Here is a 14,594-nt window from a genome sequence, read left to right as displayed (position 1 = left end):
TGACAACTAGGAATATTTCAGGCAAAACGTAGTCATTTCCACAGTCAAATGCTGTACTCAAAATCGTGTTTCTTTTTAGGGACAGTGCTACTGTTTACTTTATGTTTCACGAAGGAGCTACCTGTTTTCTTTTTCGATGTTTTCTCTTGTTTAGCGATCAATGTTTCTTTTTAGGGACGGCTTTTCTGTTCGGCGCCGTTTACTTTATGTTTCATTGACATTTCAAAGATACAACGCCTTCTCGGTTGAGCTGTGGAGTTATAGCCGAGGCATCTATAAGTGTCGATGATTGGTTCTTTATCGTGGTTTTGAGTGGGTAAGAAGGCAGTAGCATATCGAAATCAAGCATACCTGGTTTTAATTTCTAAGGTAGCTGTATACAAAATAGATAGCAGCAACTCAAACAGAAATGCTATCTTTGATTTAAAGTAGTCGTATGGATTTATTTACTCAATTTGAAAGAGAACCTCAAAATTTGTTACCCGAACAAGGTACAGTGCTGTACTACGGTTTGGTGTTAGACAACGAGGCTTGTAAACACTATTATCAAAAACTGTGGCAGACAATTCAATGGAAAAATGACGAAGCCATTATTTTTGGTAAAAGGATGGTGACAAAAAGAAAAGTTGCGTGGTATGCTTCCAAAGCTTTTGAGTATTCGTACTCCAATACAACCAAAACAGCACTTCCTTTTACAGAAGATTTGTTGGAGTTAAAAAAAATAGTAGAAAAGGAAACCAATGAAACCTACAACTCTTGTTTACTAAACCTCTATCACGATGGTTCGGAAGGAATGGCTTGGCATTCAGATGGCGAAAAGGACTTAAAAAAACATGGAGCCATTGCATCACTAACACTAGGAGCGGAACGTAAATTTGCCTTTAAACATAAAAACACCAAACAAGTGGTTTCTTTGGTACTTCAAAACGGATCTTTGTTAGTTATGAAAGATGAAACACAAGATTTCTGGTTGCACCGACTACCTCCGACCAAAAAGGTAACGACTCCCCGTATTAATTTGACATTTAGAAGCATTGTCGAAAAATAATGGCCTCCGAAAGGCCAAGCTAGTATCGTTTACTCGGTACTTTGGATTTTTTTCGTTAAACTCTACTACTTAGCAAACCAAATTCAATTTTTATTGTAAATTTGAGACAAACGTTAAACCAAAAATATCTAAAAAGTATGGAAAACGCGGTAAACACTCAGCAGTTGAACATTACGCTCGACGCATTTCAAGCATTTGATACCAACATTCCTCAAAATTTAATAGCTGATGGGCCATTGGTCAATGCTGAAGCTACTACAATTGAAGGGAAATCAGGTTTTACAGTAACAGCATTAGCTTATATTCCGTCAGGAGAGTTTAATCCTGTTGTTATCGGACCTGAGGTTGTAAATTCAGTAGCTTTGATGTCAAATGTTTTGTATTTAAACTACTACGGAGTAGCTGTTGTAAAAACTGAAAACAGAGAAGGGGGAATTCAGGAAAACTTGAGTCGCGATTTTAGAATTGAATTTAATATGAAAAATACAAGCGAGCTTTACGATTTGTACTATATTAAATTTAGCTACGTATTGCCAGAAGGAACTACTCCTGTTGATATGATTTATGTAAGAGAGCAAAATGATGATCCGGAAACGGACAGAGGTACTATTACGACACCTGTGAAAGTACCACCTCCAACCTTATAAAACAAAGCTTTTGAGATTTAAAATACTCGTTGTGCTAATGATAATCATGAGCACAGCTGGGTATGCTCAAAGCGGTATGGGAGAGAGGAAATTAACCTTATTTGAAAAGGGAGAACGTATTCGTAAAACCAGTACTTCTCCTTTTTTTAGTAAAGCGCATAAGTTTTATGTCGCTCAGCAATTTGATTCTTGCTATACATATGCCAACCAAGCTTTGAGCATAACCAAAAACAAGGAGGAAAGAAACTATTTAAATTGTATTCTTGCGTACAGTGCTTACTCGAAAGGTTTTTATAAAAAAGCCCTGCAATCACTGAGCGAAATCGAGGATAATTCTAGTTATGTCGATACCAAATGCTATTTGGAAGGAAATGTCAATTTTAGTTTGCGTAAATACGAGGAGGCAACAACTAACATAACTTATTGGTTAAAGGCGTACTCAGAAGGGAAAACAAACCAAAAGAGAGCCATGCTGCACAATTTGGCATTGTGCTATTTTCATCAAAAACAATATCCGGCAGCTAAAACTGAATTTAATAAAAGCTTAGAGCTTATTGAACCTACAGATACCGCGGCAATTTTGCAGGCTAAAATGGAATTTGCAAATCTGTATTACAATCAGTATTTAGATGATGAAGCAATACAGCTTTTTAAAGAATCCTATCAGTTAGCCAATAAGTACTCCGACTTGGAGTTAAAGCAAAATACTGCTTATAACATGGCAATTGTTGAGGGTAATGCAAAAAATTACAAGGAAAGCGTCAGGTATTATAAAGAACTCATTCGATGGAAAGATTCAATTTGGAATCGTGATCGTGTATGGGAGCTTACCGAAAAAGATAAAAAATCGGCAGTAGCACAAAAGCAACAAGAAATAGCCTTGCAGGATGAGAAAATTAAACGACACAGAGTGGTGCAAACCAGTTTAATCATCGGAGCTTCTGGCTTGTTGGTGTTTATTGGCTTTTTGGTGTATCTGTATCGTAAATTGAAGCATCAACACGAGCTGATATCGGAGCAAAAGGAAGCGTTAAACCTCGCAAATAAAACGAAGGACTATTTATTTTCAGTGGTTTCTCACGATTTGAGATCACCTATAAATACGATCAAAGCGAAGCAGGTTTCCTTGCAAACAGCTATTACCCATGGAGATTTGGAAGCGGCTAAAACAACTGTTGATGCAGCGATTGCTGTTACCGATAGTACGAGCCGTTTGTTGAATAATGTATTGCATTGGTCTCTGGAACAAAGTAATCAGATGCTGTTTGAAACAAAGGAGTACGCATTGCGTCCGTTGGTGCAGCACGTCTGCTATGATTATGAGTCCCTACTAGAGGCAAATGCTATTTCCATGCAGGAGCATTTGGAAAATGCCTTAGTAGTAGTGGACAAAGAATCCATAAAAATAGTACTGAGAAACCTGCTTGACAACGCAGTAAAGTACATGGGCGGTGCTGGAGAAATTCATGTGGCTACTGGTATTCATGATGAGTCAACGGCGTTTATTTCAGTGCGTGATTCTGGAATGGGGATTGCCCCTGAACAGTTAGAAAAAATAAATGCACTAAACGATCTTACCATCGATAAAATTAATAGATCGGAAGGAGTAGGGCTGGGATTGTTGTTATGTCAAACCTTAGTGAAAAAGAATTTAGGAAAACTTCTGTTTGATAGTGAAATAGGTCAAGGGACAACTATCACGATACTAATCCCGCGAAGTTCTTAACACTAGTCATCTATATAGTAAAAAAGCGATAGTCTTACCGATTATCGCTTTTTTATTTGTGCTTCAATTTTAGAATGCACATAATCATAGTATTCTTGATATTGCGGTAGCAGTATATTTTCGTGATCAGCAGTATGTAAAAGTAGGTCCAAGTCAAATAATTCTATGGCATCTACCTCTGAAACTTGACGGTTTAATTGAGATATGGGTACGGTTAATTCAACGATAAAGACATGGTGGTATTCATTGTCGATGATGCCATTTGGGTGCTTAACTTCGTGCTTTCTGGTACCTATCTTTAACAGGGCCTCTTCTGGTATGTCAAAATCAATTTCTTCCTTTATTTCTCGTACAGCGGCCGTCGTAATGGCTTCGCCAGCTCCTATATGTCCAGCTACAGAGATGTCCCAGAGTCCAGGAAAAACCTTTTTTTGCATGGATCTTTTTTGTAGGAGCAGTTGCCCTTCTTGGGTATAAATCCAAACGTGTATGGTTGGATGAAAAAAGCCTTTGGCATGTGCTTCCGATTTTAAGCAAGTTTTACCGGTATATCGACCGTGTTCATCCAGTATATCTATGAGTTCATCCATTAATTTGCTATGTCTGAGTTAAAATGAGGGTTGTAAATAAGCCCTAGTATATTGTTAAAAGGATCAAGCACAGTGGCGGTAATTATGCCTCCTCCGACGTCAAAAGGAGCTTCATGTGGCTTTGCGCCAATACTCAACAGATAATCGTACTTTTCATGGATAGCGTCGCAGCCCCAATAGCTCACTACATTGTGTGAGGATTCTTTGGAGTTGGCTCCGGTGTTCGGTTGTAATCCTAACTCATAGCCACCAACGGAAAATCCTACATAGTAGTCTTCATCAAAATAGGGAGAGCACTGAAAAGCCTTTTCGTACCATTGCTTTGCCGTATTTAAATCTGAAACTTTATAGATAGTGGTCCGAAGGCCTAAAAAGGAGTTCGTATTCATAATAAATGAAAATAAAAAATGCTATCACAAGAAGGTGTTTGAGATAGCATTTTCATTGGTTAACTATTTAAAATAAGAAAAATCATCACCAGCTTCTATTTTTAAAAGACTCTGGTAAATCATTTTAATAACGTTTTCGACGTCTTCTCGGTGTACCATTTCAACAGTGGTGTGCATATAGCGCAATGGTAGTGATATCAACGCTGAGGCAACTCCTCCATTACTGTAGGCAAAAGCATCGGTGTCAGTTCCGGTCGCTCTTGACAGTGCTGATCGTTGGAAAGGAATAGCATTGGCCTCGGCTGCATCGATAATTAAATCGCGAAGTTTTTGTTGAACGGCTGGGGCATAGGCAATCACAGGACCTTTACCCATTTCCAAATGACCTTCTTTTTTCTTGTCGATCATCGGTGTAGTAGTGTCATGGGTAACGTCTGTTACGATAGCTACATTGGGCTTAATTCTTTCTGTAATCATTTCTGCACCGCGCAAACCAATCTCTTCTTGAACCGAATTGGTAATATAAAGCCCGAAAGGTAATTCCTTTTTGTTTTCGTGAAGTAAACGCGCTACTTCAGCAATCATAAATCCACCCATACGGTTATCCAAGGCACGGCAAACAAATTTATCTCCATTTAATACATGGAAGGTATCGGGATATGTGATAACACAGCCCACGTGAATCCCTAATTTTTCCACTTCTTCCTTGCTTGAGCATCCGCAGTCGATAAAGATGTTGTCGAGTTTTGGAGCTTCCTCCTTTGCTCGGTTACGGGTGTGAATTGCTGGCCATCCAAACACTCCTTTAACAATCCCATTCTTGGTATGAATATCTACGATTTTACTCGGTGCTATTTGATGATCACTTCCTCCGTTGCGGATTACATATATCAATCCGTTGTCTGTGATGTAATTTACATACCACGAAATCTCGTCTGCATGCCCTTCAATGACAACTTTGTAGGGAGCATCTGGATTAATCACTCCAACAGCACTTCCATAAGTGTCGGTAATGAATTCATCTACGTAAGGACGTAAATAATCCATCCATATTTCTTGACCACTCCATTCGTATCCCGTAGGAGAGGCGTTGTTTAAATAACGTTCTAAAAAGTCTAATGACTGTTCGTTTAAAATGGTGTCTTTCGCCATAACTGTATCTCTTTATTAGGTGAACTAGCTCCAGAATTTTCTCTTCTCGTTAAGCTCTTCTTGTTCTTTTAATTGCTCAGGGGTTAAAACCTTTAAAAATGATGGATGCTGCTCGATTGCGTACTCGATTTTTTCAACGATACTTTCAATACTCTCGTTGTCATAGTCGATGTCTAAGGGATCTTTAATGATCATTGATTGCAATACGTTGCGCTTTTTGATTTGCAGTCCTTTTTTATCAAAAGACCTTCGGAATCCATCAATTACAATAGGTACTACCACTGGTTTGTAGGTTTTGATGATATGAGCCGTTCCTCGTCGAATCGGTTTAAAAGCCGTGGTAGTTCCTTGAGGAAAGGTTACTACCCAACCGTCATTTAACGCTTTACCGATATTCGAAATATCTGACAACTTCACTTGTCTGTTTACATTCTTTCCAGCACTACGCCAAGTTCTGTCAATAGAAACGGAACCCGTGTAGGCAAAAATTTTCGGAAGCAATCCCGATCGCATTGTTTCCCCAGCAGCGATATAATAAACGTTTAATTTAGGGTGCCATATATAGCCAATATTTTTGATATTGTCGACTCTTCCTTTTAAAGCAGCATTAAAAACGTGAAACATAGCCGCAACATCAGCAAAGTAGGTTTGATGATTGGAGATGAATAAAACGTTCTGCTCTGGCAATTGTCTGATAATTTCAGACCCCTCGATTTGCAATTCATTAAAACGTCTGTAACGTCCGTGTGAAATAACACCGAGTATGCGGATGAGCCATTTTTTTATCCATAAAATATGACCAAAAGGATTCCTTTTAAATAAGGGCATAATATAACTTAAGTTTTATTAGTAATGCTAAATTACAAAAGAAAATGAAGATGACATTACTTAATTAGGTCTTTAATTTCTGCTAACATCATGGCTGTAGCTCCCCAAACAATGTAATCGTTTAATTTAAAGCAAGGTACTTCAATTTTGTCCATATACGATGTTTGCATTGTCATGCTTGTCAGAGATTGCTCATCTAACAAATCTAGTAGTGGAACTTCAATAATGTTCGCTACTTCTTCATTCGGAACAAAGCTAGGTTTGTTGGTGCAATAGCCCATAAAAGGGGCCACTAGGAAATTGCTAGGAGGGATGTAGGTATCTGTCAATTGTCTAAAAACAGTTATTTCACTCGGTACTAACCCGACTTCTTCATCAGTTTCTCGTAAAGCCGTAGCTTGTAAATCTATATCTGTAAGGTCTGTTTTTCCACCCGGAAAACTCACTTGGGCTGAATGGGTTCCCTTGTAACTGGCACGCTCCGTGAGTAAAAAACGAGTGGTTTGCGTCTCATCAGGGTAAAACAGTGCTAAAACAGCAGCTCTCCTTGGCGACTTGGAGCGAATCATTGATTCAGAGTACTTTTTTCTCAATGCAGGAGCCAACTTAAACTGAGCATCAAGTCCTCCTAATTCTTTGTTCTTGATATGGGTTAAATGATCTAAAAAATCGTTGAATTTCATTAAAATATATCTTATAAAACAAACTTATTGTATTCTGTCGGAATCGACAATTATTTTTGGCGCGAAATTTGTAACTTACTCAGTAAATAATCTAACAAAAATACATGAATAAAGAGAACAAATACCTTAAACTGGTATTCAGTTTGTTGCTGGATGCCATAGGATACCTGTCTTTTGTGATTCCTGTACTAGCGGAGTTCACGGATATCGTTTGGGCACCGGTATCGGCTTTGATAATGGCTAAGATGTACAAAGGAGGAAAAGGGAAAATAGCGGCGGCTATTTCCTTTATCGAAGAAGCCATGCCTGGCTTGGATGTCATCCCGACATTTACACTCATGTGGCTCTATACCTATGTTTTTAGTACAAGCAGCAAAAAGGAAAAAATAATAGAAGTATAGTTCAAAACAAATAGAAAAACGCTCGTGACCTGGATAGTACGAGCGTTTTTTTGTGATTTATGATGTTGGGAATGGCTATTTTTTCATGCTGAGTAGTGAAAAGCGATAACTCAGTCCAAAATTGTAGAAGTGAGTGTTTAAGGCACCACCTCTAGCTTTGACATATCCAACTCCCGCACGTAGTGCTAAGGCATCGAAAACTTCATAGTTGATCCCTACACTAGGTTTAAATATCAAACCTTGGCCGGTACTAATGCCACCACCACCAGCAGCTCCTCCTAAAACTTGTGCAAAGAAAGATGCACGGTTGTTTAACAACATCGGACTTTTGACTCCTAAACCTACAATTCCTTCTGCGTATGCTCCGGCATCACCGAAATTAGCAAAAGCAGTCTGACCGGTTCCGTAAATGTATTTGTTAAAGAAGAAGTTTAATTGCATGGCTATTTGATGCATGTCTTGCGAGTATCCAGGATCGCGCTGAGCTCCTGGGTAATAATCGTGTTTTACGATCACCTCAATTCCTTTGAATACACCTTCTGAAAAGGCTATTTGATTTGATTTACTTCCTCCTTGATCAACGTAATACTTCATCCCAATACCGTATGAAGAACTAACAAAATGACTGTCAGGACTCATCAAATACCCCTTATTGATACTTAGGTATAGATTGTCGTATAATTTTTGTTCAAGCGAAATGTCTGGGTAAATTAAAAAACCACCTTTGGTATCGACACCGCCACCACCGCCAGCACCTATACCGAATTTAGCGAGGAGATTGGTTCGATTTTTATTCATTGAAAGGTGATACCCTGCACCGACTAAGATGTCCATATAACCGGCACGTATCCCGTGATAGGCTCCATCGGCTTTAATAAAATAAAAGAAGTTATCGGTAAAATAAGAATTGAATTCAAAACCAGCAAGACGTATGGTACGACCTGTATAGCTTCCTTTGGTTACTCTTAAATTGTTTAAGTGAACGAGGAGGGAAGCGCGTTTACCCAGCTGCCCCCAAGGAGATGCAGTGAGTGTTGCCTCATCCAAGCGCATTTCTCGATTTTTAAGGGAAGCATGACTGAAATTTAAGGGAATTTGCACCGCTACATTTACCTGACTGCTTTGAATAGTACCTCCGTCAAAGAAATCCACATAACTATATCCAGCGGTAGCAGAAAACTTACCAAAATCATACCCCAAGTTTAGATGGGGGAGTATGAAGGCTCCACCACCGTCAGGAGCTGCGGCGCCTCCACCACCTCCGAAGTGGATTCCTCCGTCTACGAATAGTGATTTCGTAATATGATGACGTACTCCTAGATTTACTCCAAGGGTAAAGAAGCCTCCTCTGATACCTCCAACAGCTCCGTAAAAACCGAGTCCTGCATAACTCCAATCGTTCAGAAAAGCGTTGTAGTGAATTCCAGCATAATCCATGGCTACTTCATTACCAGGCATTTTTATTGGTAAGAAATCAATTTGGGCAAAAGCCTTTTGTTCTTTTTTGCTGGGTACTAATTGTTGAGCGTAAAAAAAATGAACACTCATGATACATCCTAGCATGAGTGTTCTCTTTAAAAAGTTTGTTAACATTAAGGTTAAAATCTAAATTTTAATGGTGAATTTTTTGTCTTTTTCCGTTGATATAAGAAGCGACAAAGGCATCGTCAAATCCAATTTTCACTAACTCTCGACGCATATTTTTTGCTTCTTTTAAGGTGGTAAACAAGCCCACAGAATACTTAAAATATCCGTCAGCAGGAGCGATGATTCCAGCCGTCAGATCAGAAGAGATCATTGGATTTTTTGATTTTGAAAAAACGCCAATTTGAACAGAGTAAATAGTTTTTCCATTGGTTTTTGAACGCACCTTATCCGATTGGGAGTCAATGTTGGTAGCAGTTAAACTGTTATTGTCTACTGTTTTTGCTTTTTTACTGCGCTCCAAGCGGCGTAAACTGTCAATGACGCGTTGTGCTTCTTTGGCTTTGATAGCCGTGATGTTTATTTCTTTTGCTTCCGATTTTCCAGAGGTGCCAATTGTTCCGTTTAACATTAAAAAGATAATACCGCAGGCCAAACCAAAGAATATTCCCAAGAGAATAATAAATGTTCTCGATTTTTGTTTTTGATGAGCAAATTGCTCTTCAAATTCTGTGATTTCTCGCTCAGCAGCTTCTAATTTTAACTTCGTATCATCCATGTCTTGTTGCATGAGCTGATACTTAGATTCTTCAATAAATGGCATAACCCCTGTATTTAATAAGTTGATTTCTGCGTACTAAAATACAAATCTTTTTTTATTTGTGTTTTGCTATGGTAATCACTACTCCTTTTGAGGCAGGCGTGTTGCTGATCCTTGCTGTGCTGCGTATCGGTACTAAAACATTGGCTTCTGGAAAATAGGTGGCAGTACATTGTCTCGGAATACTGTAAGGAATAACTAAAAACTTAGCAGCGGTTCGCTTGGTACCTTCGAAATGACTAGTCAAGTCAACCAAATCCATTTTTGATAATCCTAGGTCTTTCATATCCTCACTATTCATAAATAGAACACGACGTTCGTTAAGCACTCCGCGATAACGATCGTTTAGTCCGTATATAGTGGTGTTGTATTGGTCATGAGTTCGAATGGTCATCAAAATAAATTCCCCTTCCTGAAGTGCAATGTCTGAAGGTTGGTTTATAGTAAAATTGGCTTTTCCTGTATGTGTTGGTTTAAAATCCTTGGCTCTCGCATTATTCGGAAGGTAAAAACCTCCTTTTTGTCGGACGCGCTCGTTGTAGTTGTCAAATCCTGCGATGGTCGCTTCGATTTTTTCACGAATAAAATCGTAATTGCTTACCAAATGTGACCAGTTTACCTTTGAGTTTTTTAGGGTGGCGGCTGCCATCCCAGCAACGATGGCGGGCTCACTGAGCAGGGCAGGAGAGCAAGGGCTTAAATGACCCGATGATTGGTGTACCACACCCATAGAGTTTTCAACGGAAACAAATTGTGGTCCTGAAGCTTGGTGATCTTGCTCAGATCGGCCTAAACATGGCAGTATCAGTGCGCGCTTTCCGTGAATAAGATGACTTCTGTTGAGTTTCGTTGACACGTGGACCGTTAGCGAACAATTGCGAAGTGCCTCTGCGGTGTACTCCGTGTCTGGAGTAGCAGAAATAAAATTCCCGCCCATACCAATAAATACCTTGGCTTTCTCTGCGTGCATCGCTTGGATGGCATGTACTACGTCATAACCGTGTTTTCTTGGAGCGTTAAATTCAAACTCCTTTTCCAAGGCTTGCAAAAATACTTCTTTGGGTTTTTCCCATATTCCCATGGTACGATCACCCTGAACATTGGAGTGTCCTCTAACCGGACAGGTACCAGCTCCTTTTTTACCAATGCTACCTTTAACTAATAACAAATTGACAACCTCTCGAATATTATCCACAGCATTTTTGTGCTGAGTAAGCCCCATCGCCCAACAGATAATAATATTGTCATTATTCATTATTAACTGCGTAGCTTTTTTAATCTCCGGAAGTTTTAATCCAGTTTGAGGTAAGAGCTCATCAATGGTGTAATTGTCTAAGTCGGCAATGAAAGCCTCGAATCCATCGGTGTACTCTTGTATAAATTCGTGATTAAACACGGAGTTGGGTTGTTCTTCCTCTTTTTCCTTCATTAACTTCAGGATAATCTTAAGTAGCGCAACATCTCCGTTTATCTTAACTTGCAGAAATAAATCAGTTAAATCTTGACCTTTTCCTATCCATTTTAGGGGATTCTGTGGATCTTTATAATTGAGTAGTCCCACCTCTGGGAGTGGGTTTACAGTAATAATTTTTCCTCCGTTCTTTTTCGTTTCACTTAATGCAGAGAGCATTCTCGGGTGATTGGTGCCCGGGTTTTGTCCCATCACGATAACCAGGTCTGCATGATTAAAATCGTCTAAGGTTACAGATCCTTTTCCGATACCAAGGGTTTCTGCGAGTCCAGAACCGCTACTCTCATGACACATATTCGAGCAGTCTGGTAAATTGTTAGTCCCAAATTGCCTTACAAAAAGTTGGTATAAGTAGGCGGCTTCGTTACTCGTTCTTCCAGAAGTGTAAAAGATGGCTTCGTCGGGTGAATTCAAAGAATTTAATTCCTCGCCAATCAACTGAAAAGCCTCGTTCCACGAAATTTCTTCGTAATGACTAGCGCCTGGTTGTAACAGCATGGGATGGGTAATTCTACCGCTTTTCCCAATTTCATAGTCCGAAAGTTCGGCAAGCTCATCCACGGAATGAGTACTGAAAAACATCGGACTAACCTTGTTTTTAGTAGCTTCTTCTGCAATGGCTTTGGCACCATTTTCACAGTACTCTGCTAAAAATGCACGTTTTTCGTCTGGATCAGGCCAAGCGCATCCAGGACAATCAAAGCCATAGGTCTGGTTTAAATTTTTTAATAGCCCAATACCTCTTGCCACACCGGTTTCTGTAAATACGTGATTCAGTGCTGAGGCTATGGCCTTTGTGCCTACCGCACTTTTAGGAATATCTGTTAATTCGATACCTGTTAATTTTTCTGGCGGTTGAGCCTTGGTGTTTTTCTGTGTACTCATAGTAGTATGTATTGAGGATTTGAGTAGATAGTCATTTTAGGTTGTCGGCAAAAACCAATTAAGCAAATGCCAAATTCTTTGGCAAAATCGATAGCCAAACTCGAACATGCCGATACGGCAATAATAATAGAAATTTTGGCAAAAAAAGCTTTGGTTACGATCTCATAAGAAACACGTCCACTAACAATCATAATTTTGGCATCAGCCAACACACCTTGTTGAAGTAGTCCTCCAATGCATTTATCGACGGCATTATGACGACCTATGTCTTCATGGCAAATCAAGAATTCTCGCTGACCTGAAAAAAGAGCACATGCATGTGATCCTCCCGTATCGTTAAATAAGTTTTGTTCGGCCTGCATAACACGATATAATTCGTGAATGTGGCGAGCTTCTAATGGTTGTGAATTCTTTAAAGGCGTGTCACACGGCATCGGGTTGTCTAATTCTTGTTTTCCGCATATTCCACATGAAGAAACAGAAAGTAAACTTCTTTTGGTTAAATATCCTTTACCGAGGCTTGAGGCCGGAATAGTAACATTGTATACATCGTGATGATTCTCAGTGCTTTCGATTTGTTCGATAGCTAAGGTAGCATCGGACCGATATACATCTTCGGCATAGAGTAACCCCCTGATAAGTGAAACGTCATTACCTGGGGTTCGCATTACAACGGTAAAACTTTCTTTGTTAATATTGATTTGCAGAGGAGCTTCAATAACGGTAGCATCCTCAATTCTAGAGGATGTTTCATTAATGTGTTTCAATGATTGATAAACTCGAAACTGTTTCATAGAAAAGCAAAGGTAACTAATAAATAAAACAAAAAAGAAATTGGGGAAATTTTAAAATCAGTAACTTTATTGCCTGATTTTAGAAAAAGATATTTTACTATAGTATTCGAATTACATGAGAAATTTAGTGTTACTGTCCTTTATGTTGATTTGTGGTGTTGTGGATGCGCAAATAAGAGATAGTATTCCCAGTTTTGTAGAGGATTATTACCTGGTCAAAGACGGAGACTCTTTGATGATACAATTAAAAGAAGTAGCTGTGTTGCCAAAACACAAGTTTACAGGACAAAAAGATGTCCATTATTACTTTTGGTTCAAGCGGAAGGTGTTTAAAGCCTACCCATACGCTGTGCTGGCGTCGAAAAGAATCGATAGCTTGCATTTGCGATTGAGCAGGATTAAATCGAAAAGAAAGAAAAGGGCCTATGTGAAACGAGTTCAAAAGTATTTAGAGAAGGAATTGACCGATCCTTTGAAAAAATTGACAAGGACAGAAGGAAGGGTGCTGCTGAAACTAATTCACAGACAAACTGGGAAAACGGCTTACAATAATATTAAGGATTTGAGAAGTGGATGGAAAGCCTTTTGGTATAATACTACGGCAAACTTGTTTAAGCTGTCTCTTAAAATAAAGTACGATCCTGCTGTGGTGAATGAAGATTATTTGATAGAAGATATTTTGCAAAGAGCATATATTGACGAAGCATTACCGTTTCAAGAACCTAAGTTAAAGATGAATTACTTAGAAATTGTTGCTGACAAAAAGGGAACTGTTGATGTTGAAGAGTATAAAAGAATGTTTGCAAAACAAAAGAAAAGAAGGAAGAAGAAGAAAAAGTGATACACTGGGAATTGCTATTAGTGGAGGTGTCGTAGCTTAAATGAATAGGGTAGGGGTTATCCGTTTGATTATTAATGCCTTATTTTTCTGTATCAAAAAACAAAAAAAATAGTAAGGTAAACCCATTGCCAATTCAAAAAGAGCTTCTATATTTGCACCCGCTAACGGAAAAACGCAAGTTTGAAAAGTAGTAAAGTTCATTAAAATATCGTGGCAAAGAGAGGTTAAGAAAAGATTAAAAATAAGTTTCAAAAAACTTGTATAAGTCAAAAAGAAGTGAGTATCTTTGCAGTCCGATTCTCACTGGGAACACAAAGTGTTTGGCTGGTGAAAAGAAGAAAAAAAACTTTAAAAAAAGTTTTGCAAAATCGAAAAGTATTTTCTAGTTTTGCATCCGCTTTTGAGAGCAACACGATCTAAGAAATTTTGGAAAGGTTTAAAAAAAATCAGTTAGTTCGATTCTAACATTTCTACAAGAGGTTAACGAGAGTTAACAAAGTTCATTGAAAATATTGAAATTGACAGCGTAATTAAAGAGTAGAATTACCACAACGCAATCCTTGGATTGCACTGAAAATTCTTTTGAAGACTTTACATTAGATAATATTAAAGATTATACAATGAAGAGTTTGATCCTGGCTCAGGATGAACGCTAGCGGCAGGCTTAACACATGCAAGTCGAGGGGCAGCGTAGATTGCTTGCAATCTGACGGCGACCGGCGAACGGGTGCGTAACGCGTATAGAATCTGCCTTGTACAGGAGGATAGCCTTTAGAAATGAAGATTAATACTCCATAATGCTAAGAGATGGCATCATTTTTTAGTTAAAGATTTATCGGTACAAGATGACTATGCGTCCTATTAGCTAGATGGTAAGGTAACGGCTTACCATGG

The 14,594-nt window shown here is 38.8% G+C and carries 14 protein-coding genes and 1 rRNA gene; 6 read left to right on the top strand and 9 right to left on the bottom strand.

The annotated features are described in order from the left end of the window. Positions 1–436 precede the first annotated feature (436 nt). The 3 genes from ACXAG7_RS05965 to ACXAG7_RS05955 all read left to right on the top strand — a co-directional run bounded on the left by ACXAG7_RS05965 (position 437) and on the right by ACXAG7_RS05955 (position 3,421). A complete protein-coding gene (locus ACXAG7_RS05965) occupies positions 437–1,048 on the top strand; it encodes an alpha-ketoglutarate-dependent dioxygenase AlkB family protein (RefSeq protein ID WP_476666274.1) in 612 nt (203 codons plus the stop codon). Positions 1,049–1,185: 137 nt separating this feature from the next. Beyond that, positions 1,186–1,695, top strand: coding sequence for a hypothetical protein (locus tag ACXAG7_RS05960; protein WP_408043450.1), 510 nt, complete (start codon positions 1,186–1,188; stop codon positions 1,693–1,695). Positions 1,696–1,705: 10 nt separating this feature from the next. Continuing rightward, the gene (locus ACXAG7_RS05955; protein ID WP_476666273.1) at positions 1,706–3,421 is read left to right on the top strand and encodes a tetratricopeptide repeat-containing sensor histidine kinase; all 1,716 of its coding nucleotides are present in this window, start codon (positions 1,706–1,708) and stop codon (positions 3,419–3,421) included. Positions 3,422–3,462: 41 nt separating this feature from the next. Here the strand turns inward: ACXAG7_RS05955 and ACXAG7_RS05950 are convergent, their stop codons facing one another. The 5 genes from ACXAG7_RS05950 to ACXAG7_RS05930 form a co-directional block, all read right to left on the bottom strand. Beyond that, positions 3,463–4,011, bottom strand: a complete 549-nt coding sequence (locus tag ACXAG7_RS05950) for an NUDIX hydrolase (RefSeq protein WP_476666272.1) — start codon at positions 4,009–4,011, stop codon at positions 3,463–3,465. Beyond that, positions 4,011–4,400, bottom strand: coding sequence for a VOC family protein (locus tag ACXAG7_RS05945; RefSeq protein ID WP_476666271.1), 390 nt, complete (start codon positions 4,398–4,400; stop codon positions 4,011–4,013). The genes ACXAG7_RS05950 and ACXAG7_RS05945 overlap by 1 nt, the downstream gene beginning before the upstream one ends. Positions 4,401–4,463: 63 nt before the next feature. After that, positions 4,464–5,552: a M42 family metallopeptidase gene (locus ACXAG7_RS05940; RefSeq protein WP_408043454.1), complete on the bottom strand. Its 1,089-nt coding sequence runs from the start codon at positions 5,550–5,552 to the stop codon at positions 4,464–4,466. Between the two features lie 24 nt (positions 5,553–5,576). Continuing rightward, entirely contained in the window at positions 5,577–6,380 is an 804-nt protein-coding gene (locus ACXAG7_RS05935; RefSeq protein ID WP_408043455.1) for a lysophospholipid acyltransferase family protein, read from the bottom strand. Between the two features lie 56 nt (positions 6,381–6,436). Continuing rightward, positions 6,437–7,063, bottom strand: a complete 627-nt coding sequence (locus ACXAG7_RS05930; RefSeq protein WP_476666270.1) for an NUDIX hydrolase — start codon at positions 7,061–7,063, stop codon at positions 6,437–6,439. 104 nt (positions 7,064–7,167) lie between these two features. Between ACXAG7_RS05930 and ACXAG7_RS05925 the strand changes: the two genes are divergently transcribed. After that, the gene (locus tag ACXAG7_RS05925) at positions 7,168–7,464 is read left to right on the top strand and encodes a hypothetical protein (RefSeq protein ID WP_408043457.1); all 297 of its coding nucleotides are present in this window, start codon (positions 7,168–7,170) and stop codon (positions 7,462–7,464) included. Positions 7,465–7,539: 75 nt separating this feature from the next. On the opposite strand, the gene ACXAG7_RS05920 is transcribed toward ACXAG7_RS05925, so the two are convergent. From ACXAG7_RS05920 to fdhD, 4 genes are read right to left on the bottom strand one after another with little or no spacing between them, the layout of a single operon-like run. Further along, positions 7,540–9,057, bottom strand: coding sequence for a hypothetical protein (locus tag ACXAG7_RS05920; protein WP_476666269.1), 1,518 nt, complete (start codon positions 9,055–9,057; stop codon positions 7,540–7,542). A gap of 19 nt (positions 9,058–9,076) precedes the next feature. Further along, positions 9,077–9,712, bottom strand: coding sequence for an SPOR domain-containing protein (locus tag ACXAG7_RS05915; protein ID WP_476666268.1), 636 nt, complete (start codon positions 9,710–9,712; stop codon positions 9,077–9,079). A gap of 52 nt (positions 9,713–9,764) precedes the next feature. Then, positions 9,765–12,065 (bottom strand): FdhF/YdeP family oxidoreductase, encoded by a 2,301-nt coding sequence (locus ACXAG7_RS05910; protein ID WP_476666267.1) that lies wholly within the window; start codon positions 12,063–12,065, stop codon positions 9,765–9,767. Beyond that, complete coding sequence (gene fdhD, locus ACXAG7_RS05905; RefSeq protein ID WP_476666266.1) at positions 12,062–12,859, bottom strand: formate dehydrogenase accessory sulfurtransferase FdhD; 798 nt, start codon at positions 12,857–12,859, stop codon at positions 12,062–12,064. The genes ACXAG7_RS05910 and fdhD overlap by 4 nt, the downstream gene beginning before the upstream one ends. A 115-nt stretch (positions 12,860–12,974) precedes the next feature. On the opposite strand from fdhD, the gene ACXAG7_RS05900 reads away from it, so the two are divergent. Continuing rightward, positions 12,975–13,700 (top strand): DUF4294 domain-containing protein, encoded by a 726-nt coding sequence (locus ACXAG7_RS05900; protein ID WP_408043462.1) that lies wholly within the window; start codon positions 12,975–12,977, stop codon positions 13,698–13,700. 617 nt (positions 13,701–14,317) lie between these two features. Then, positions 14,318–14,594, top strand: a 16S ribosomal RNA gene (locus ACXAG7_RS05895); the annotation flags it as partial.

Source organism: Tenacibaculum sp. AWR4_210 (assembly GCF_056160945.1).
The sequence above is the reverse complement of the archived record's forward strand: the minus strand, read 5'-3'. Positions and strand labels throughout refer to the sequence as shown.